The organism is Pengzhenrongella frigida (genome assembly GCF_004168625.1).
In the GTDB taxonomy this organism is placed as follows: domain Bacteria; phylum Actinomycetota; class Actinomycetes; order Actinomycetales; family Cellulomonadaceae; genus Pengzhenrongella; species Pengzhenrongella frigida.
Genome location: NZ_SDWW01000029.1, coordinates 34,239 through 54,525, shown reverse-complemented (window position 1 = coordinate 54,525; position 20,287 = coordinate 34,239). Strand labels below are relative to the sequence as shown.

The following is a 20,287-nucleotide window of genomic DNA, read 5'->3' as shown; positions in this document are numbered from 1 at the left end:
AACAGTACCCCGACGCAACAGCGCCGAGAAACAGTCGACATGGGGTGGTTGCCTTCCGGGACCAGCCACCGTCTCGCACCTTGCGGCACTGCGGTGTCCGTTCCTCCCTGCTGGGCAACAACGTGAACACTACGCAGCGGGCCTGGGAGCGTCAAATCCGGAGGGAGTGACGCCAGTCACCCCGGTCCTGGCGCCGGTCCAGGCGCCAGTCCGGGCGCCGGTCAGTAGAGCGCGTTGGCGAGAGCCCGGCGGGCGGCGGGCACGCGCGGGTCGTCTGCGCCGACGACCTCGAAGAGATCCACCAGACGGACACGTACGCGTTCGCGGTCCTCAGCAGTCGTGGCGCGGACGAGGTCGACCAGCCGGGCGAACGCGTCATCGACGTTCCCGCCGAGCACGTCGAGGTCAGCCACCAGCAGCTGCGCATCGATGTCCGCGGGCCCGTCCGCAGCAGCCGTCCGAGCCGCCGCCAGATTGACTCCTGCGGTGCGCTGGAGCAGGCCCACCTGAGCGAGCCCTGCCCGCGCCATGTCGTCGCGCGGGTTCTCGCGCAGCGCTTGGGAGTATGCGTCGATCGCCGCTTGAAGGTCGTCGTTCTCGATCGCGTCGTAGGCGGCCTGATGCAACGGCGGCAACGGTGGCTCGACGATCTCGGCCGGCTCGGCCACAGCAGTCTCGTCGGGGCCTCCCGGCGCGGTACCGGTCACGCCGTTCGTCGCGGCTGCCGCGAGCAGCTGGTCGAGCACCGGTGCGATCTGCGCAGGCGGGTAGGCACCCTGGAACAGCGGCACCGGCTGCCCGGCGAGGATCGCGACCACGGTCGGGACCTGCTGCACCTGGAACGCCGTGGCGATCTGCGGCGAGACATCGATGTCGACCCGGGCCAGCTGGAAGCGCCCGGCGTACTGGGCGGCGAGCGCACCGAGCCCTGCGGCAAGCTCGATGCTCTCCGGGCTCCGCGACGACCACAGGAGCACCACCACCGGGAAGTCCATCGAGCTCTGCACCAGGTCCGGGAAGGTGGCCTCGGCGATGTCGACGACGAATCCGCCGGCTGGCGGCAGTCCCCCCGGAGCGCCCGGTGGCGGTGCCGCTGGACGGCCGAGTGCCGCGAGATCCACCGCCCCACGGACGTCGAAGCGAGGCTGGGGGCTGCTGGGTTGGCTCATCGGGCGCTTCTCCCTGGCTGGACCGGTCAAGAACCGGTGACGGACGTGCGGATGTGCTCGGCGCCCAGGACCTGGACGGGGGTCGTGGCTCCGGCTGGCGGGACGTAGAACGCGATGACGTCGGAGTAGGTCACTTCGAGATTGCTGCGCAGGGCGGCTCCCGGGGCGAGCGCTCCCCCGGACAAGGCGGCGAACTCCGCCGGCAACGGCAGGGACGCCCCGCTGAAGCTCAGGGAGGAGGCGGTCGACATCGCCGCGACCACGATCGCGCCGCCGTCGGCGGTCGCGAGGGCGAACGTCTGATCGGCGTCGGGCGTGTACGTCTCGGTGAACGTGCCCTTGGTCTGGCTGGCGATCTGCGCGAACGGCTCTCGGCCGCTGGTGATTCCTTGCCGGTACGGGTCCGGTGCCGCGAACTCCGCGACGAACGGCGATGCGTCCCCGTTGAGCAGCACGTCCGCGTAGTGCGCGACGACGTCGTTCGGCGCCGCGAGCAGCCCGTCCGCATCTGCCGCCAGTGGAGCGCTGCCGATCGTCGGTGCGGCCGTGGCGGGCATCTTGACCCCGGGCAGCAGCCGCACCCAGCCCCACAGCGTGTACTGGCTGCGCGGGTCGGTCTGCTGAAGCACGAGGAGTCGCGGGCTCGACAGATCATCGGGCTGCTCCGTCACGACCAGCTGCGTCCGGGGCCAGACCTCGGTGCTGGGCAGCACGAGGGTCTGCGCGTTCATCTCCAACGCGGTCAGACCCTTGGCGCCCGCTGTTGTGGTGCTGACCGCGTACTCCGCCGTGCGGCTTGCGAGGGCGGGGCCGGACACCCGGGTGGCAAGGTCGGCCGCGGACAGCGCCGCGTCGGCCGCCGCCAGGTCGGTTCCGATCTGCTCGAGCACGTGATCCGCCTGATCCAAGGTCAGGACCGGCGGCGGAACGGCCGGGACCGCCCCGGGGGCAGGTTCCGGGAGGGGCGACGAGCAGCCCGTGAGGACGAGTGCCCCGGCCAGCACGGCCGTAGCGAGTCGCGGAACGCTCCGGGAACTGACGCTCCGGGGCCCCGTTCGAGGGGACGGGACGTGAAGAGGTCGGGGATCTGACCGATATGTAGGCATCAGGCGTCCTTCCCTGATCGCGGGGTCGAGTCGGGTCGCCCGGACTCATCCGGCGTCCCCTTCGGATCTCTGGTCGGGTTCGAGGCACTGGCCGGGCTCGTTGACTCGGTCGAGCCGGTCTGGCCGGTCTGGTCGGTGGCATCCACTTCGGGGATACCCCACGATCGGCGCCAAGCGTCGGCTCGGGACCCGGTGGGTGGCGTGCTCGCAGCGGCGGGCGCGACGGGTCGGGTCGGGGTCCATTGCGTGCGGGCTCCGTCAGATCCGGACAACAGAGCATCGTTCGACGGTGCGTCCGCTGCCGAAGCGGACCCGGTCACCGGCCGCGAGCCAGAAGCAGATGCGGGACCAGCCATGGGCGAGGAGCTACCCGCTCCGGCGCCGCTCACCCGTGCGATGCCGGTTCCGCCCGCGCCGACCGTTCCGGCCGCGGTTCCAGGCGCGGCAGCCGTTCCGCCGGCGGGCGCGGTCTCGGGTGCCGGGTCGGGGGCGGACGTGGGCCGTCGTGCGAACCACTTCCGACCCGTTCGAGGTGCTGGCGTCGCCGCGGCCGCCGAGGGGGCGGCAGGGGACGCGGACCGGTGAGGCCCAGCCTGCGAGGACACCGACTCGGGAGACGCGGACTTGGCAGATGCGGACTCAGGAGGCGCGGACTTGGCAGACGCCGCGCCGGGGGCGGCGGACGACGTCGGGCCGCCTGAGCCCCTAGTGGTCCGTCGGGTGGCAGGCACAGGCCGACCCGCGGTGCCGGGCGTGGGCATCGGCACGGTCGGCGACGTCGCGGGCGCAGTCCGCTCCGGTATCCCAGTCGCGGGCGCGATCGCCTGCGGAATGGCGGGAGCGCCGCGGTTCGGGGAAGGTGCCGTGTCGCCGGCGGCGTGCGGTCCTCGGCGGCGCATCGACCCACGAGGAGCGGGCGCGGCGGCCTCCCGCATCTGCCGACGGGTGAGGATGAGGGTAGGGGCGTCGTCCGCTGCCGTGCTCTCGGCATCAGACCGGTCCGCCGACGTCGATTCGCCGGCGTCGACCGCGCCCGATCCGTTCGGGATCGTCCCGGTCGAGCTCGCATCGCGTGCCGACGCACCGCCGGTCGACGCACCGCTGCCCGACGCACCGCTGCTCGCTGCCGGGGGCAGGCCTGCCCGGACGACGATCGGGATGGCGCCGGTCTCGACCGCGTGCCAGTCCGCCTGCTCTCCGCGGCGCGCGCGGGTCCACAGGCGGGCACCGAGCGCGAGCGCGATCAGCAGCAGGATGCCGCCGACGACGACGCCCGGCACGAGCCACGGAGTGGTGACGGTCTGCGGCCAGGACAGCACGACGCTCGGCGCTGCGGCTCCTTCGCCCACGCCCGCGGCGAGCAGCGTCCAGCGACCCGGTTGCGGAGTCCACGTGAGCTCGGCCGAACGCTCGCCGGCCGCCTGCTGGACCCACAGGTCGGAGCCATCAGGGTCGGGCGCCTCGGCGGCCTCGACGGGTGGGGCAGCAGCAGGGTCCTCCGCCGGGTCCGCTGCCGGGTCCGTCGCGGCGCCGTCTTCGGCGGGCGTCTCGGTCACCTCGGGAGCAGGGTCGGGCGCAGGCTCGGTCTCGGCCTGCTCGACGCGCAGCGTCTGCCGGTCGACGAGGCCAGCGATCACGGTGTGGGAGTCCGTCCCGACCCAGCCCGCGACGTCGGCCTCCTTGCCGATCGCGAGCACCACCTTCGTGCCCCCGGCGGCCTCGGCCGACACGGTGACCTCGCTGCCGCCCAGCTCGAGCACGCCGGGCGCCGTGACGACGAGAGTTCCGGCACTGGTCGACGCCGTGGGGGCGGTCGCGACGAGGACGTCGTCGGCCCGCCAAGCGGTCGCCGAGGCCACGCCCAGTCCGATGGAAGCGAGGCCAAGGACGCCCAGAACAGCGGCGATAAGACGTTGCAGCACGCACGAACCCTTCCGAAGATGACAATCCAGAATAGGCGAGCCACAGTTGGGGACGAACCGAATGGCCTCTTCGCAGCCCATCTGCTGCCCGAGCCGCTGGTCACGGACACCCCTCGACCGACCGATACCCTGGCTCGAGCAGGTCGGTCGGCACGAGGGAAGCGCCGACCGTGCAAGCCCGAGATTCCGCGTGTCCAGGAGGATGTTGTGCCCGACGATCGCTCGCCCTTCCCCGTGGTCAACTTCCGCGGCTACGACCGTGCTCCGGTCGACGCACGGCTCCAACAGCTCGAGCAGGCCCTCACCGAGGCCCGTGCACAGGTCGAGTCCCTGGACAGCCGCACGCTGCAGGTGGCGGGCGAGCTCTCCGAGGCCCACCGCCAGCTGCGCGAGGCCGAGCGGCCGACCTATTCGGGGCTCGGCTCGCGGATCGAGCAGCTCCTGCGCTCCGCGGAGGAGCAGTCCTCCGACGTCGTCTCCCAGGCCAACGCCCAGGCGTCGGATGCGCTGGCCCGCGCCAAGCTCGCCTCCGGCCAGCTGCGCGCGCGTGCTGAGAACGAGGTCGCCGAGCTGCTCGCCACGACCCGCCGCGAAGCGGACGAGGTGCGTTCGCTTGCGGCAGCCGAGGCGGAGAGCAGCCTGACGGCATCCCAGCGTCGTGCCGAGGAGCTCGTCGGATCGGCCGAGCGGGAGGCCGCCCGGATCCAGAGTGCGATCACCACCGAGGAGAGCGAGCGCCGGACGGGCCTCGAGCGCGAGCTCGGCACGCTGCGGGCGACGGTCGAGCGCGAGGCGACCGAGCTGCGGGTGACCACCGAGCGTGCGGCGACCGAGCTGCGCAGCACGACCGAGGCCGAGACCTCCGCCCAGCGGGAGTCCGCCGAGCGGTACTCGCAGGATCTGCGTCAGTCCGCCGACGCCGACACGACGGCACTTCGCCAGCGGGTCGAGCACGAGCTCGCCACGCTGCGGGTCGAGGCCGAGCAGTTCGCCGCCGAGCACCGTTCGACGGCGCAGGCAGAGGTGGCCGAGCTGCGGCTGAAGGTCGACGGCGAGGTCGCCGCGCTGCGGTCCGACGCCCAGCAGTACGCCGACACCGTCCGGGCTGCGACCGATCGCGATGTCGCTGCGCTCCAGCAGCGCGCCCGCACCGAGGCCGCGGCCCTGCGCGCCGAGGCCGACCAGTACGCAGGATTCGTCCGCGCCACCGCCGACCGCGAGGTCGGGGAGCTGCGCGCAGCGATCGGCGACGAGATCACCGCTGCACGGACTGCCGCCGAGCAGGAGATCGAGGCCCAGCAGGCCGACGCGGAGCAGTTCGCCGCCGAGCTCCGGTCGACGGCCGAACGCGAGACGAGCGAGCTGCGGGAGACCACGGAGCTCGACACCGCCCACCTGCGCCGGACCACGGAGCGCGAGACGACCGAGCTGCGCGACCTCGTGCTGCGCGAGACGGCCGAGCTGCGAGGGACGACCGAGAGGGAGAGCGCCGAGCTGCGTGAGGTCACCCGGCTCGAGGTCGAGCGGCTCCTCACCGACGCGCAGCGGACGGCCGCTGAGCTCACCGCGGCCGCCAAGGCCGAGGCCGACGCCGGTCTGCAGCAGGCCCGTCGCGCACTCGCCGACGCCGAGCTCGAGACCGCGACCAGCCGCGAGGCTGCGGAGCGGGCCGACGCCGAGCGGCACGAGACGGCTCGCGCCGAGACCGAACGTCTGGTCAAGGACTCGGAGGCGCATGCCGCCGAGGCCGAGCAGCGCGTGGTCAACGCCCTGGAGAAGGCCGAGCAGGTCCGCCGGGACGCCGACACCTACGCCAAGGAGCTGCTGTCCAACGCGCGGCACAACGCCGATCGGGTCGTCACGGAAGCCCGCGAGCACGCCGAGAAGAACCTGTCCGAGGCCATGATCGAGGCCGAGCGCGAGCGGACCACCGCCCAGCGCCAGGTCGAGGACCTCAACCGGCAGCGCGAGGCGACCACGTCCTACCTCGACGAGCTCCGCAACCTGCTCGGGAACGACCCCTCGCCCAGCCGCTTGACGGTCGAGCGGGCGACCGAGACGGAGGCCAGCTTCGACGCCTCGGCCCCGAAGGGCAAGCGCGGCGCGACGCCCGCGAAGCAGTCGCCGAAGCCGACCGAGGGGCCGGTACGGATCCCCAAGGGGCGTCCGGCTCCGATCTCGGCCGAGACCCCGCAGGTCCCGGCAAAGGCGGCCGAGCCGGGCGACGCCAAGCCGAGCGACGCCAAGCCGGCGCAGGCCGCATCGGGCGATGCTGCACCGGTGCCGACCGGCACGCCGGCCGCGGACACCGGGGAGCTGACCGCGCCGGAGGTCGCGACCGACGAACAGGACGCGACCGGCACGGACGCGACCGCCACGTCGACGACGGACGACGACGCGACGAAGGATGACGCGACCGCGAACGACGAGCCCGTGACGGACGCCGGGACGGCGAACCCCGTCCGGTGAGCACCGAGTCGTCGGGCGCCGCACCCCAGGACGGTGCTGCGCCCGACGGCGACGCGTTGGGCCACGGCGACGCGTTGGGCCACGGCGACGCGTTGGGCCACGGCGACGCAACAGGCGACGGCGTCACGACCGCCGACGAAGCCGGCGGCGCGACTGCCGACACGACGTGGCGGGCACGTCGACGGGACGCCGCCGCCGAGCACGCGGACGCGCTCGAGCGGCGTCAGGCCGGTCAGTCCCTGCAGGCGCGGGCCCTGATCCAGGCGTTCGTGCGCGAGGCGACCGCGCGCGGCGTGCCGAGCACCCCGCTGCTCGCCCGGAGCTACGACGGCCGGGCCCGGTATCGGACCGCGGTGCGCGGGTGGTACCTGCGACGCAACGAGTCGGTGGCGGTGGGCACCGACGGTGAGTTCTACATCCTCACCGTGCCGGCCAGCCTGCGCGCCCGGCTGCGCGGGGCGACCCCGCAGCCGAGCGATCCGCCGCTGATCCTGGGCAAGGGCGGCCGCGACGGCGAGTCGATCGATCTGGCCGATGCCCTCGACCGCGCGTTGACCGCCCGCAGCTGACCAGCGGCCGACGTCGGCCGTCCAGCCGGTGTGCCCTCAGACCACGGGCTCGCTCGGCGCAGGTTCGCTGGGCACGGGTTCGCTGGGCCCTGCGCCGCTCGAACCGGGCGCGCGGTCGGCGTCGTCCACCCGGAGCGCGAGCGCGTCGAGCGCCGCGGCCACGGGTTCGGGGTTCTCGACGCTGGTCAGATGGCCTGCCCGGGGCACCACGACCAGCTCGGCCTGAGGGAGGGCCCCGACGAGATGCTGGGCGGCGGCGAGCGGCGTCACTGTGTCCTCGGCGCCGATCACGACCAGCGCCGGACCACCGAACCCCGCCAGGACGTCCGTGCGGTCCGGGCGGACCGCCATCGCCCGCTGGGACCAGGCGATGCCGCCGGGCCCCTGGCTGCGGATCCAGCGCTCGAGGCGGTCCACCAGGTCAGGCTCCTGGACCAGGCTCGTCTCCCCGAGCAGGGCCCGGCGCATCCCGAGCACGGCATCGACCGTGGCGTCGGCCTGCACGGCCGCGGCGACCCGCAGCCGGTTGGCGCGCGCCCCGGCGTCGTCGGCGGTCGACTTCGTGTCGAGCAGCCCGAGCCCGGCCACCAGGTCCGGATGACGCTCGACGAGGGCCATCGCCACGTAGCCGCCCATCGACAGGCCCGCGACGACCGCGCGATCGATCCCGGCGGCCCGCAGCGTGGCCGCGACGGCGTCGGCGGCCGTCTCGAGCGAGGGTTCGGCGGGCCGCCCGAGCGCGGCGGCCACGTCCTGCCCCGACGGCGAGACGCCGAGCCCGGGGAGATCGGGCGCCACGACGGTGCGGTCGCCGGGGAGCAGGTCGACCACGTCGTCCCACATCCGGTGGTCCACCGGGTAGCCGTGCAGCAGGACGAGCGGCACCCGGCCGGTGCGGCTCGTGCGGTACGTGTGCAGGGCGAGCAGTCCGTCGATCGTCATCCAGATCTCCTTGTCGGCGTCGGTTCCTGGTCGGGGTCGGGCAGCACGTGGGACACGATCTCGTCGAGCACGCGCCGGACGGCCGTCTCCCCCACCCAGAGATGACCGGCGCCGTCGACCCCGATCACCTCGGCCTGACGGACGGTCGCGAATCGCGCGCGCGCGCGGGCGGGACGCAGGAAGTCGTCGAGCTCGGGTACCAGCACGACGAGCGGCTTGCCGAACGCGTCCCAGGCCTCGAGGTCCGACTCGGCGGCCCAGCGCAGCGGTGGGGACAACAGGATCGCGCCCTCGATCGACGGGTCGCGACCGTGCATGAGCGCGAGCTCGGTGCCGAACGACCAGCCGACCAGCCAGCGACGCGGCAGGTCCCGGGCCGCCGCGAACGCGAGCGCCGCGGCGACGTCGTGTCGCTCGCCGTCGCCGTCGTCGAAGGCGCCCTCGCTCGTGCCGCGCGGCGACGCCGTGCCACGGGTGTTGAACCGGAGCACGGCCAGGTCGGCCAGCGCGGGCAGGCGCCAGGCCGCCTTGCGCAGCACGTGCGAGTCCATGTACCCGCCGTGCGTCGGCAGCGGGTGGAGGGTGATCAGCGTGGCGACGGGCGGTCGATCGACCGGCACGGCCAGCTCGCCGACGAGCGTGAGCCCGTCCGCGGTGTGCAGCTCGACCTGCTCGCGCCGGGCGGGGAGCACCGTCAGCGCGGACACGGCGCCGGGCGCGGGCAGTCGCGTGGCGGCGGGCGTGGGAATCATGGCGGACGGCATCGGGTCGAGCCTAGCGACGACGCGCTCGAGCATCCCAGCAGGAGCGGTGCCAGTGCCGGCGGTCCGCGAGCGCCGACTCGGGGCCGAGGATCCCGTCGGACGACCAGGCCACCACGTGCGCGAGATGCGGGACGATCACCTGCTGGCAGCCGGGGCACCGGAACGACTTGTCGGAACCCTGGACGCGCTGGACGGTCCACGACCCGTCGGGCGCGTCCTCGCTGCGACGCCCGCCGAGCGCCCGCTCGAGGTCGAGGGGTGCGGGCTCGCCCTGCGGACGACGCTTCGACCTCCGACCGCTGGGCATGTGCCCATTCTCCCCCGCGGATCCCCGACCCGCCCCACCCGCACGGGACTGGCGGGGCGGGATGGGGCGGGCGGGAACGGCAGGGTGGGTCAGGAGAGGGTGGGGGCCGACTCGATGGCGGGGAGGGTGCGGGTGCGCAGGAGCTCGCGGTACCAGTACGCCGAGTCCTTCCAGGTCCGCGTGAGGGTGTCGTAGTCGACCCGGATGATCCCGAACCGCTTGCTGTACCCGTAGGCCCACTCGAAGTTGTCGAGCAGCGACCACACGAAGTACCCGCGCACGTCGACCCCGGCATCGATCGCGACGCCGACGGCCTCGAGGTGGTCGTGCAGGTACGCGACCCGACCCGCGTCATGGATCCGGCCGTCGGGCGCGACCGAGTCGTCGAACGCGGCGCCGTTCTCGGTGATCATGAGCGGCTGGTCCGGGTACGCCGCGTGCAGGCTGACCAGCAGCTCGGTGAGGCCCGGCGCCTCGATGTTCCAGCCCATCTCGGTGTACGGCCCCGGCTGCGGGAGGAACTCGACGTCGTCGACCCCGACCCACGGGCTCGCGTCGGAGTCGCGGTGCCCGTCGGCCTGGGAGCGCTCGCCCTCGCCGGAGAAGTGCCGGACGCGGCCGGTCGAGTAGTAGTTCACGCCCAGGACGTCCAGCGGCACCCGGATCAGGTCGAGGTCGCCGTCGAGCACGAACGACCAGTCCGACACGTGCGCGGTGTCGGCGAACAGGGTCGCGGGGTACGCGCCGTCGAGCAACGGGCCGAGGAACGCTCCGTTGCCCACGTCGTCGATGCGGCGCACCGCCTCGAGGTCCGCGGCCGACGTCGGATCGTCCGGGCGGGTCACGTGCAGGTTCAGCGTGATCGACAGCTTCGTGTCGTCGCCCAGCACCTCGCGGATCGCCCGACCGGCGAGCCCGTGCGCGAGGTTGAGGTGATGGACGGCCGCGAGCGCGTCCGCACCGTTGGTACGTCCCGGGGCGTGCACCCCGGAGCCGTAGCCCAGGTACGCCGCGCACCACGGCTCGTTGAACGTCGTCCAGACCGACACCCGCGAACCGAGCTCGTGCGCCATCTTCGCGGCGTACTCGGCGAAGCGGTACGCGGTGTCACGGTTGGTCCAGCCGCCCGCATCCTCGAGCTCCTGCGGCAGGTCCCAGTGGTAGAGCGTCACCACGGGCGCGATCCCCGCCCCGATCAGCTCGTCGACCAGGTTCGAGTAGAACGCGATGCCGTCGGCGTTGAAGTCCCCCGACCCGCCGGGCTGCACCCGCGGCCACGAGATCGAGAACCGGTACGCGCCGAGGCCGAGCCGCTTCATCTCGGCGACGTCCTGGCGCCACAGGTGGAAGTGGTCGTCGGCCACGTCGCCGGTGTCGCCGTCGAGCGTGCGGCCCGGGGTGTGGGAGAACGTGTCCCAGATCGACGGGCCGCGGCCCCCCTCGGCCACACCGCCTTCGATCTGGTACGCGGCGGTCGCCGAGCCCCACAGGAAGCTCGGGGCAAAGGTCCGTGCAGTGCTCATCCGGGTGTAGTCCTTTGTTGCGGGGGGTGCGGGTGGGGGTGGCGGGTCGTGGTCGAACTCAGAGCGTCAGCTCAAGCCGGTCAGCACCCGGCTCAGCACGAACGGTAGTCGCGTCGGGCCCGACGACCCGAACCGACCACGGTCCGACGGCACCCGCCGCCTCGATCAGCACGGACGGACCGGTCCGCGTGACGGTGAACGTCGCCGCCACCGCCCCCCCGAGCGCGGGGACCTGGGTGACGATCCGGGCACCGTCCGCGACCTCGTACAGGTCCAGGCGCACGCCGTCCGCGTAGTCGTAGTCGGGCCGGTCGGTGCGCGCTCCGACCGGCAGGACCGTGCCGGGCCGCACGAGCAGCGGGAGCGAGTCCAGCGCGTGCTTCTCGGTGACCCAGCGTGGGCCGGTGACCTGGGCGCCCGTGAGCAGGTGGGTCCAGGTCCCCGCCGGAACGTAGTACTCCGTGTCGCCCGAGGCCGTGAACACCGGGGCCACGAGCAGCGCGTCACCCAGCATGTACTGGGTGTCGAGGCTGGCCACGGCGCGGTCGGCCGGGAACTCGAGCAGCATCGGGCGCATCATCGGCGTGCCCTGGGTGTGCGCCTCGCCCGCGACCCGCGCCAGGTAGGGCATGAGCGAGAGCTTGAGCTGCGTGAACTTGCGGGTCAGGTCGACCGCCTCGTCGTCGAACGCCCACGGCACCCGGACCGAGCCCGAGCCGTGCAGCCGGCTGTGCGAGGACAGCAGGCCGAACGCGAGCCAGCGCTTGAACACCGCCGGGTCGGGCGTGCCCTCGAAGCCGCCGATGTCGTGGCTCCAGTACCCGAAGCCCGACAGCGCGAGGGACAGCCCGCCGCGCAGCGACTCCGCCATCGCGTCGAAGGTCGAGTAGCAGTCGCCGCCCCAGTGCACCGGGAGCTGCTGCCCGCCGGCGGTGGCCGACCGCGCGAAGAGCACCGCGTCGCCCTCACCGCGCCGGGCGACGAGCAGGTCGAACACCGCCTTGTTGTACAGCTGCGCGTAGTAGTTGTGCATGCCGAGCGGGTCGGAGCCGTCGTGCCAGACGACGCCCTCGGCCGGGATGCGCTCGCCGAAGTCGGTCTTGAACGCGTCGACCCCCATCCCGAGCAGCCGGTCGAGCTTGCCGGTGAACCAGGCGGCGGCGTCCGGGTTGGTGAAGTCGACCAGCCCCATGCCCGCGACCCACAGATCCGTCTGCCACACCGAGCCGTCGGTCCGCTTGAGCAGGTACCCCTTGGCCACCCCCTCGGCGAACAGCGGCGAGCGCTGGGCGATGTACGGATTGATCCAGACGCAGATCTTGAGGTCCTTGGCCTTGAGCCTTTCCAGCATCCCCTCGGGGTCCGGGAACGTGCGCGGGTCCCACTCGAAGTCGCACCAGTTGAACTCGCGCATCCAGAAGCAGTCGAAGTGGAACACCGACAGCGGCAGGTCGCGCTCGGCCATCCCGTCGATGAAGCCCGAGACGGTCGCCTCGTCGTAGTCCGTCGTGAACGACGTCGTGAGCCACAGCCCGAACGACCACTCCGGCACGCGGGCCGGCCGGCCGGTCAGCGCGGTGTACTTGCGCAGCACGTCCTTCGGCGTCGGGCCGTAGATGACGAAGTACTCCAGGGACTGGCCCCGGACGCTGAACTGGCTCTTGGAGACGAGCTCGGAGCCGATCTCGAAGCTCACCAGCTCCGGGTGGTTGACGAACACGCCGTACCCGCGATTGGTCAGGTAGAACGGCACGTTCTTGTAGGCCTGCTCGCTCGACGTGCCGCCGTCGGCGTTCCAGATGTCGACGCTCTGACCGTTCTTGACCAGCGGCCCGAACCGCTCGCCGAGGCCGTACACGTACTCCCTTACGCCCAACGTGAGCTGCTCGTGGACGTAGTGCGCGCCGTCGTCGGCCGCCACCAGCCCGACGCCCTTGGGCAGGCTCGAGGTGAGCACCTCACCCGCCGCCTCGAAGTCGACCCGCCAGCCGTCGCCGCGGTGCACCCGGACCGAGAGCGCCCCCGAGGTGAGCACGCCGGCCTCGTCGTCGACCACGACGTCGACCGGGACCCGCTCGGCCCCGGACAGGACGTAGTGCGGTCCGGGGTCGAGCGCGCCCGCGTGGTTCGCGATGCGGACGCGGATCACGTCGTCCATCGGCGAGCTGTAGGTCAGCGTGGCGACCGGCCGGTTGAGCACGTCGCCCCGGGCCGCGATCTTCGCGGTGGGCGCATAGACGGTCATCGAGTCGTCCGTCTGCCAGACGTCGTAGGCCTGGGCCGGATGCAACGGGTGCATGCCGTCGCGGACCATCCAGTAGCCGTTGGTGAACTTCATGGGTCGCCGTCTCTCGTTCGGGGGCTCGCGCTACTTGACCGCGCCGGCGGTGATGCCGCGGGTCAGCGTGCGCTGGAAGATGAAGAAGAAGATGACCGCCGGCAGCAGGCTGATCAGCGAGCCGGCATTGATCGTCGGGGCATCCATCATCCGGTCGCCCTGCAGCGAGGCCAGCGCCACCGGGATGGTCTGGGTCGCGTTGTCGATGAGCATGACCAACGGGATGAAGAACTCGTTCCAGGTCCAGATGAAGAAGAAGATCACCAGGACCGACAGGGTCGGGCGGCTGATCGGGAAGACCACGCGCCACAGCACCTGCCACTTGCTGGCGCCGTCGAGCGCGGCGGCCTCGAGCACGGACGGCGGGAACGTCGACAGGACCGAGGACAGCAGGTAGGTGCCGAACGCGCTCTGGATCACCGTGAAGATGATGATCACGGACCACTGGTTGTTGTAGAGCCCGACCTGCTTGGCCAGGTAGTACAGCGGGTAGATGAGCGCTTCCTGCGGGAGCATGTTCGCGAGCAGGAATGCGCCCACGATCCACATCCGGCCCCGGATGCGACCGATCCCCAGCGCATAGGCGTTGAGCAACGAGACGAGCGTGGCACCGATCGCGACGGCACCGCTGATCCAGATCGAGTTGACCAGCTTCTCGGGGAAGTTGACCCGGGTCCAGAAGTTCACCAGACCGTCGAAGTACAGCGACGAGGGCAGGCTGACCGGGCCGTTGGCCGCGTAGTCGGCCGGCGACTTGAAGGCGTTCAGCAGCATGATGACGAAGGGGATCATCATCGCGAACGCCACGAGCAGAGCCAGCGCGAGGATCGCCCACCGGAGGGGGCCCCGCTGGAACCGCGTGCCGCGCCGGGGGGTGGTGGCCGACGGCGAGGCGCCACCGGTCGACGAGATGCCGCCGGCGCCGGCGCCGGGCAGGACCGCAGAGTTGGTCGCCATGTCAGATGCCTTCCTTGCGTTCGCTCGCGGACTGGGCCCGGATGAACACGATCGAGACGACGACGACGATGATGGTCAGCACCGTCGCGATCGCGGCCCCGTAGCCCACCTGGGACTTGGGGAAGAAGTTCTGGTACGAGAAGTACGACGGCACGTTGGTGGTGTTCTCCGGACCGCCCTTGGTCAGCACGTAGATCGGGCCGAAGACCTTCAGGGCCGCGATCGTGCAGGTGAGGGTCACGACGAACGTCTCGGGCTTGATCTGCGGGAGCGTGATCGCCTTGAACCGGGCGAACCAGCCGGCGCCGTCGAGCTCGGCGGCCTCGTAGAGCTCGGGGTCCACGCGCTGGAGCGCCGCCATGAAGATGACCACCGGGTACCCGACCTGGACCCAGATCATCACGAGCATCACCGTCGGCATCGCGGTCGTGGTGTCACCGAGCCAGTTCAGCGCGAGCGAGTCGAGCCCGATCTGGCGCAGGAACACGTTGAGCGCACCCGTCTGGGGGTTGAGGATCCAGCCCCACAGGATGCCCGCCACCGCGACGGGGAGAATCTGCGGCAGGTAGTACGTGGCCCGCAACGCGCTGGCGACGTTGCCGTTGAACCGCTTGCCGAGGTAGTCGAACAGCACCGCCGCGAGCAGCATGCCCAGCAGGGTCGGGACGACGACCATCGCCACGATCATCGAGATCGAGTTGCGGAACGAGAGCCAGAAGGTCTCGTCCGCCAGGAGCCGGGTGTAGTTGTCGATGCCGATCCAGCGCGGGGTGCCGAGTCCGGGCCACTTCGTGAAGCTGAGGTACAGGTTCATGAAGAACGGCACCACGATCACGGCGAGGAAGAGCAACGCGCCGGGGACGAGGTACGCCCAGTACACGCCGCGACCGGAACGGCGAGTGGTGCGGACCCCCGCCGCACGCCGCGAGCGCACGCTCGGGGCCGATGTTGTCACCATGATGGCCATGCCTTTCGTTCGTACGGGGGGGCTCCCCGCGCAGGTGCCGGTCGATGCAGGGATCGATCGGCACCTGCGCGGGAAGGCGGGTGGCGGGCTGGTCAGCCCGCGTTGGCGACGCCGTCTTCGTAGGCGGTGCCGATCTCGTCGAGCACCGAGGCCGGGTCCGTCGACTGGTTGATCAGCGACTGGAAGCCCGCGACCAGGACGTCGTAGTAGCCGGGGACCGGCCAGTCCGGGTAGAACGCCAGACCGTCGTTGTCCAGCACCTCGTTGAACGCCGCGATGAGCTCCTGGCTCTTCGGGTCCGTGATGTCCTCGGCGTTCGCGGCGACCGGCAGGCCACCGTTGTTGCCGATGATGGCCTGGATCTCCGGACGCATCGTGATGTCGATGAAGTCGTAGGCGAGGTCCTTGGCGTTCGAGTTCTCCGGGACGACCCAGAGGTTGCCCGACGAGCCCGCGTTGAGCTCGTTGCCCGGGAAGTTGAAGATGCCCCAGTCGGCGGTGATGTCGGTCGCCATGCGGCCGTACCACCAGCTGCCCGAGACGAACATGGGCGAGGTGCCGTTGATGAAGCTGAGCCCGGCGTCCTCGGCCTTGAGGCTGGCGGAGTCCGTCGCCATGTAGCCGGCCTTGACCCACTGGTCGAACGTCTCGGCGCCGAACTTCAGGGGGTCGGCCTGGAAGTCGACCGTGTCGGTGTACATCTGGTAGGCGTTGACGAAGTCACGGTCAGCCTTGCTCAGGGCGAGCTGGTAGTAGAGCTGGCCCGCCGGGTACTCGGCGCCCGCCATCGCGAGCGGGGTGACGCCGTCGGCCACGAACGTGTCCATGACCTGCGTGAACTCGTCGAGGGTGGTGGGGATCTCGACGCCGGCGGCAGCGAACATGTCCTTGTTGTAGTAGACGGTGACGTACTCGCCGTAGTTCGGGACGCCGAACCAGCTGCCCGACCCCATGACACCGTTCTCGTCGTAGCGGGCCGTGGTCTGCAGGCTCTCGGCCAGCTTGGTGTCCCAGCCGCGGGCCTTGGCCTCGTCGGTCAGGTCCGTGAGCAGCCCCTGCGAGGAGAGCAGACCCGCGGTCGCGTTGCCCTTGTTGTACTCGAGCAGGTCCGGGCCCTCGTCCGAGCTGAGCACCATGCCGGCGGTCTGCTGGATCTGCTCGAACGCCTTCTCCTCGAACTCGACCGTGACGCCGGGGTGCTCGGTCTCGAAGACGGTGATGGACTCGTTCCACGCCTTGGCCATGGCGCTGTCGGCACCTTCGTAGTGCCACAGCTTCAACGACGTGGCGCCCGACGACGCCCCGTCCGCGTCGGTGTCGGAGTCGCTGCCGGTGCCCCCGCAGGCCGTCAGGACGAGCGGCAGGACCGCCAGCGCGGCGATCAGACCCGCTTTGCGATTGCGCAACATGTACGTCTCCTCATTGAGTGTGCGATGGGTGGTGATGGTGGTGCGTGTGCTGGGCCGTGCGGGTGGTGCGTGTGCTGGGTGGTGCGGGTGCTGGGTGGTGCGGGTGCTGGGTACTGCGTGGGTGGTACGGATCGAGCGGGACGTCGCTCAGCGGCGCCGCTCGGGGGGGACCGGCCCGGTGCTGCCGCCTGGTTCCAGCGGGCAGGGCAGCAGCACGGGGTCGGTCGACGGGGTCTCGCCGACCTGGAGGAGGGCGAGAAGGGACTGCACCCCGAGTCGGCCGAGAGCGGCCCCCGGGGCGTGCATGGTGGTCAGCGGCGGGTGGCTCATGGCACCGACGCCAGGCGAGGTGACGATCGCGAGCACCGACACGTCCCGCGGGATCTGCAGGTCGCGCGACTGGAGCTCGACCGTGACGCCGAACGTCGCGATCTCGTTCATCGTGATGACGGCGGTCAGGTCCGGATCGCCCGCGAGGAGCTCGGACATCGCGGTCCGACCGGCACCCGGGCTCTCGTCGCACAGGATGGCGTGCGGCACCAGGCCGCGCCGGCGCATCGCTGCGGTGTAGCCGTCGTGGGCGCGGACCGTGGGTCCGTACCCCTCCTCGCGGCTGGCCTGCGAGTGGTTGAGGAACGCGATCCGCTCGTGCCCCAGGTCGGTCAGGTAGGCGACCGCGTCCTCTGTGGTGCGGGTGAAGTCGATGTCGACGTAGCTCAGGTCGTCGACCCGCGCGGTCCGGCCGATCATCGTGAACGGCACGCCCGCCTTACGGAGCGCCTCCACCCGGGGGTCGTCGAGACGGACCTCCATGAGCAGGACGCCGTCGGCCTGGCCCTGCTGCGCAAGATCGCGGATCTCGCGCGACTGGGTGGCGCCGAACGGCCAGAGGACCAGCTGGTACCCGCTCTGCCGGGCGGTGTCGGCGGCGCTCGCGACGAACTCGGTCACGGTGCCACCGAGGCCCTGCTGCATCGCCGGGAAGATCAGGGCGAGGACGTGGCTGCGGTGACTGGCCAGGCTCCGCGCGGCGGCGTTGCGGTGGTAGCCGAGCTCGGACATGGCCGCCTCGATGCGCGCCTTCGTCGCGGCGGTGACCGGGCGGGTCTCGCTCAGCGCGTAGGAGACCGTGCTGAGCGAGACGTTCGCGAGTCGTGCGACGTCCTGCATCGTTGCCATCACAGCCTCCATTGGCCGGTCACGGGTGCGGGTCGAGCAGATGGGGTGTCGAAGCGCTTCGTCGAAGCGCTTCGATGAATTCGATCATCCACCATACAAATGCCGTACGTCAAGCCCCTGGCGGGACGGATGTCGCGGATGTCCGATGTGGCCCGGCGGGGCCGGGACCGGCCGGGGCAGGGCCGGCTGGTCGCCCGGGCGGCGAAGGCGTGGCGCACCCTTCGCCGGTGTGGCCCGATCAGTACCGTGGACACAGCAGATCGCCCTACGACCTTCGCCGTCCGAGCCCGCCTTCACCGAGCCCGCCTTCACGAGAGAGCTGCCCCATGTCCTTGTTCGATCTCGACCCCGCCGCGCTGCAGGTCTACCGTCCCGACCTGGACGAACCGGCGGACTTCGACGCCTTCTGGGCCGACACGCTTGCCACGGCGCGGGGTTTCGACCTGAACCTCACCGTGACCCCGGTCGACGCCGGCCTGACCCTGGTCGACGTGTTCGACGTCGAGTTCGCGGGCTTCGGAGGGCACCCCATCAAGGCGTGGCTCACCCGACCGGCCGGGTCGGGGGCACCCGGCGGGCCGGTGCTGCCCGCCGTGGTCGAGTACAACGGCTACGGCGGCGGGCGCGGCCTGGCCCACGAGCACCTCGGCTGGGCATCCGCCGGTTACGTGAGCCTGTTCATGGACACGCGCGGTCAGGGCAGCGGCTGGGGCAGCGGCGGGGGGACGCCCGACCCGGTCGGTTCGGGGGCGGGCACTGGCGGCTTCATGACCCGCGGGATCCTCGACCCGGCCGAGCACTTCTACCGCCGGGTCTACACGGACGCGGTCCGCGCGATCGAGGCCGTCCGCGCGATCGAGGGCGTCGACCCCGCCCGCGTGGCCGTCACCGGCGCCAGCCAGGGCGGCGGGATCGCGCTCGCGGCGGCGGGGCTGGTCCCCGACCTGCTGGCAGCGATGCCGGACGTCCCGTTCGGGTGCCACTACCGCCGCGCGGTCGACGTCAGCGACTGCGCGCCGTACACCGAGATCACCACCTACCTGTCGGTGCACCGCACGCACGCGGCGGCCGCGTTCCGCACGCTGTCCTACCTCGACGGCGTCAGCTTCGCGCGGCGCGCGACCGCTCCCGCGCTCTTCTCCGTGGCGCTCATGGACCCGATCTGCCCGCCGTCCACGGTGTATGCGGCGTACAACAGCTACGGCGCGGTCGCGGGCGGGGTCCACGGCGGGGTCGGCGGCGGGGTCGACAAGGAGATCGAGGTCTACCCCTTCAACGAGCACGAAGGCGGCGGTGGCCACCAGTTCGCCCGTCAGCTCCCCTGGCTCGCCGCGCTCGCCGGCCCGACCACCCGCCTGTCCGCAACGACCCGCACGACCCCCACGACCGACGGAGGAACCCGATGACCGCCTGGACCACCAGCCGCAGCCACCAGCGCTGGCTGCACACCGAGTCGCTCCGGCTGCTCGCCTTCGGCCGGGGCGCCGTGCCGACGTCGGGCGGGGCCGGCTGGCTGGACGACGACGGCGTCGTCGACCCGACCCGGGGCGTGTTCACCTGGATCACCGGCCGGACGGCCCATGTCTACGCGCTCGGGCACCTGCTCGGGGTGCCCGGCGCCGGCCCCGTCGCGACCCGCGCGATCGCTGCGCTGAGCACCGCACTGCACGACGACGACTTCGGTGGCTGGTACGCCTCCCTCGCCGCTGACGGCACCCCGGACACCACCAAGAGCGCCTATGCGCACGCGTTCGTGGTGCTCGCCGCCTCGACCGCCACGGTCGCGCAGATCGATGGCGCGCGCGCCCTGCTCGACGACGCCCTGGCCGTGCTCGACGAGCGCTTCTGGGATCCCGCGGCCGGGCTGAGCGCCGACGAGTGGGACCGGACCTGGACCACGCTCGACCCGTACCGCGGCGTGAACGCGAACATGCACACGGTCGAGGCCCTGCTGGCCGCGGGCGATGCGACCGGGGACGTGCGCTGGTACGAGCGCGCGGCCATGATCGCCGACCATGTGGTCGGCTGGGCAGCGGCCAACGAGTGGCGGATCCCGGAGCACTTCGACGCCGCCTGGGCGCCCCAGCTCGAGCTCAACGCCGACCGGCCCGACGACCCGTTCAAGCCGTACGGCGCCACCATCGGGCACGGGCTGGAGTGGGCCCGCCTGCTGCTGCAGGTCGACGCCGCACTGCCCGGCCGCGCCCCGGCCACGCTGGTCCCTGCGGCCCTCGCGCTGTACGACGGCGCTGTCCGTGACGGCTGGGCTGTCGACGGCGCCCCCGGGTTCGTCTACACGACCGACTGGGCCGGTGCCGCGGTCGTGCACACCCGGATGCACTGGGTCGTCGCCGAGGCGATCGGTGCCGCGGCAGCGCTGCACCAGGCGACCGGTGACCCGCGCTACGCCGACGACTACGCCCGCTGGTGGGACTACGCCGGCGAGTTCCTCGTCGATCACGAGCGCGGCTCCTGGCACCACGAGCTCGACACCTCGAACACCCCGAGCGCCGAGGTCTGGCCCGGCAAGCCCGACCTCTACCACGCGTTCCAGGCGACCCTGCTGCCCCTCCTGCCGCTCGCCCCGGGCCTCGCGGTCGCGGTGCGGGACGGTCTGACGATCCGCTAGGGGCGATGCCCGGTGCGGTCACCGCACGTGGGGTGCC

Annotated in this window: 16 protein-coding genes; 4 read left to right on the top strand and 12 right to left on the bottom strand. The window is 71.9% G+C overall.

Translation table 11 applies throughout. The features are described 5' to 3' along the window. Window positions 1-221 precede the first annotated feature (221 nt). The 3 genes from EUA98_RS12560 to EUA98_RS12550 all read right to left on the bottom strand — a co-directional run bounded on the left by EUA98_RS12560 (window position 222) and on the right by EUA98_RS12550 (window position 4,197). Complete coding sequence (locus EUA98_RS12560; protein ID WP_130103030.1) at window positions 222-1,169, bottom strand: tetratricopeptide repeat protein; 948 nt, start codon at window positions 1,167-1,169, stop codon at window positions 222-224. 26 nt (window positions 1,170-1,195) lie between these two features. After that, entirely contained in the window at window positions 1,196-2,059 is an 864-nt protein-coding gene (locus tag EUA98_RS12555) for a DUF8094 domain-containing protein (protein ID WP_242511458.1), read from the bottom strand. Window positions 2,060-2,274: 215 nt separating this feature from the next. Next, window positions 2,275-4,197, bottom strand: a complete 1,923-nt coding sequence (locus tag EUA98_RS12550) for a hypothetical protein (RefSeq protein ID WP_130103028.1) — start codon at window positions 4,195-4,197, stop codon at window positions 2,275-2,277. A 207-nt stretch (window positions 4,198-4,404) separates the two neighbouring features. On the opposite strand from EUA98_RS12550, the gene EUA98_RS12545 reads away from it, so the two are divergent. Both EUA98_RS12545 and EUA98_RS12540 read left to right on the top strand, forming a co-directional pair. Next, complete coding sequence (locus EUA98_RS12545) at window positions 4,405-6,666, top strand: coiled-coil domain-containing protein (protein ID WP_130103027.1); 2,262 nt, start codon at window positions 4,405-4,407, stop codon at window positions 6,664-6,666. Continuing rightward, window positions 6,663-7,235 carry a hypothetical protein gene (locus tag EUA98_RS12540; protein WP_350339499.1) on the top strand — a complete coding sequence of 191 codons (573 nt, stop codon included), beginning with the start codon at window positions 6,663-6,665 and terminating at the stop codon, window positions 7,233-7,235. The genes EUA98_RS12545 and EUA98_RS12540 overlap by 4 nt, the downstream gene beginning before the upstream one ends. A gap of 36 nt (window positions 7,236-7,271) precedes the next feature. Here the strand turns inward: EUA98_RS12540 and EUA98_RS12535 are convergent, their stop codons facing one another. From EUA98_RS12535 to EUA98_RS12495, 9 genes are all read right to left on the bottom strand, one after another. Then, the gene (locus EUA98_RS12535) at window positions 7,272-8,177 is read right to left on the bottom strand and encodes an alpha/beta fold hydrolase (RefSeq protein ID WP_130103026.1); all 906 of its coding nucleotides are present in this window, start codon (window positions 8,175-8,177) and stop codon (window positions 7,272-7,274) included. Then, on the bottom strand, window positions 8,174-8,929 hold the full coding sequence (locus EUA98_RS12530; RefSeq protein WP_130103038.1) for an alpha/beta hydrolase: 756 nt from the start codon (window positions 8,927-8,929) through the stop codon (window positions 8,174-8,176). Before EUA98_RS12530 ends, EUA98_RS12535 begins: the two co-directional genes overlap by 4 nt. Before the next feature lie 22 nt (window positions 8,930-8,951). Beyond that, window positions 8,952-9,248 (bottom strand): Rv1322 family protein, encoded by a 297-nt coding sequence (locus EUA98_RS12525; protein WP_130103025.1) that lies wholly within the window; start codon window positions 9,246-9,248, stop codon window positions 8,952-8,954. Between the two features lie 89 nt (window positions 9,249-9,337). After that, window positions 9,338-10,771: a GH1 family beta-glucosidase gene (locus EUA98_RS12520; protein ID WP_130103024.1), complete on the bottom strand. Its 1,434-nt coding sequence runs from the start codon at window positions 10,769-10,771 to the stop codon at window positions 9,338-9,340. Window positions 10,772-10,829: 58 nt separating this feature from the next. Next, complete coding sequence (gene yicI, locus EUA98_RS12515) at window positions 10,830-13,109, bottom strand: alpha-xylosidase (RefSeq protein ID WP_130103023.1); 2,280 nt, start codon at window positions 13,107-13,109, stop codon at window positions 10,830-10,832. A gap of 30 nt (window positions 13,110-13,139) precedes the next feature. Next, window positions 13,140-14,066, bottom strand: a complete 927-nt coding sequence (locus EUA98_RS12510; RefSeq protein ID WP_130103022.1) for a carbohydrate ABC transporter permease — start codon at window positions 14,064-14,066, stop codon at window positions 13,140-13,142. 1 nt (window position 14,067) lies between these two features. Next, entirely contained in the window at window positions 14,068-15,024 is a 957-nt protein-coding gene (locus tag EUA98_RS12505) for a carbohydrate ABC transporter permease (RefSeq protein WP_130103037.1), read from the bottom strand. 101 nt (window positions 15,025-15,125) lie between these two features. Next, the gene (locus tag EUA98_RS12500) at window positions 15,126-16,442 is read right to left on the bottom strand and encodes an ABC transporter substrate-binding protein (RefSeq protein ID WP_130103021.1); all 1,317 of its coding nucleotides are present in this window, start codon (window positions 16,440-16,442) and stop codon (window positions 15,126-15,128) included. A 147-nt stretch (window positions 16,443-16,589) separates the two neighbouring features. Further along, window positions 16,590-17,621 carry a LacI family DNA-binding transcriptional regulator gene (locus EUA98_RS12495; RefSeq protein ID WP_165372823.1) on the bottom strand — a complete coding sequence of 344 codons (1,032 nt, stop codon included), beginning with the start codon at window positions 17,619-17,621 and terminating at the stop codon, window positions 16,590-16,592. 326 nt (window positions 17,622-17,947) lie between these two features. Between EUA98_RS12495 and EUA98_RS12490 the strand changes: the two genes are divergently transcribed. Both EUA98_RS12490 and EUA98_RS12485 read left to right on the top strand, forming a co-directional pair. Beyond that, window positions 17,948-19,027: an acetylxylan esterase gene (locus tag EUA98_RS12490; protein WP_130103019.1), complete on the top strand. Its 1,080-nt coding sequence runs from the start codon at window positions 17,948-17,950 to the stop codon at window positions 19,025-19,027. Then, window positions 19,024-20,250 (top strand): AGE family epimerase/isomerase, encoded by a 1,227-nt coding sequence (locus EUA98_RS12485; RefSeq protein WP_130103018.1) that lies wholly within the window; start codon window positions 19,024-19,026, stop codon window positions 20,248-20,250. Before EUA98_RS12490 ends, EUA98_RS12485 begins: the two co-directional genes overlap by 4 nt. Window positions 20,251-20,287 lie beyond the last annotated feature (37 nt).

Excerpts from the sequence above, each read along its gene's own strand:
- EUA98_RS12560 (WP_130103030.1), bottom strand. The coding sequence starts at position 1,169 with ATGAGCCAACCCAGCAGCCCCCAGCCTCGCTTCGACGTCCGTGGGGCG.
- EUA98_RS12535 (WP_130103026.1), bottom strand. The coding sequence starts at position 8,177 with ATGACGATCGACGGACTGCTCGCCCTGCACACGTACCGCACGAGCCGC.
- EUA98_RS12530 (WP_130103038.1), bottom strand. The coding sequence starts at position 8,929 with ATGATTCCCACGCCCGCCGCCACGCGACTGCCCGCGCCCGGCGCCGTG.
- EUA98_RS12525 (WP_130103025.1), bottom strand. The coding sequence starts at position 9,248 with ATGCCCAGCGGTCGGAGGTCGAAGCGTCGTCCGCAGGGCGAGCCCGCA.
- EUA98_RS12520 (WP_130103024.1), bottom strand. The coding sequence starts at position 10,771 with ATGAGCACTGCACGGACCTTTGCCCCGAGCTTCCTGTGGGGCTCGGCG.
- yicI (WP_130103023.1), bottom strand. The coding sequence starts at position 13,109 with ATGAAGTTCACCAACGGCTACTGGATGGTCCGCGACGGCATGCACCCG.
- EUA98_RS12510 (WP_130103022.1), bottom strand. The coding sequence starts at position 14,066 with ATGGCGACCAACTCTGCGGTCCTGCCCGGCGCCGGCGCCGGCGGCATC.
- EUA98_RS12505 (WP_130103037.1), bottom strand. The coding sequence starts at position 15,024 with ATGGTGACAACATCGGCCCCGAGCGTGCGCTCGCGGCGTGCGGCGGGG.
- EUA98_RS12500 (WP_130103021.1), bottom strand. The coding sequence starts at position 16,442 with ATGTTGCGCAATCGCAAAGCGGGTCTGATCGCCGCGCTGGCGGTCCTG.
- EUA98_RS12495 (WP_165372823.1), bottom strand. The coding sequence starts at position 17,621 with ATGGCAACGATGCAGGACGTCGCACGACTCGCGAACGTCTCGCTCAGC.
- EUA98_RS12490 (WP_130103019.1), top strand. The coding sequence starts at position 17,948 with ATGTCCTTGTTCGATCTCGACCCCGCCGCGCTGCAGGTCTACCGTCCC.
- EUA98_RS12485 (WP_130103018.1), top strand. The coding sequence starts at position 19,024 with ATGACCGCCTGGACCACCAGCCGCAGCCACCAGCGCTGGCTGCACACC.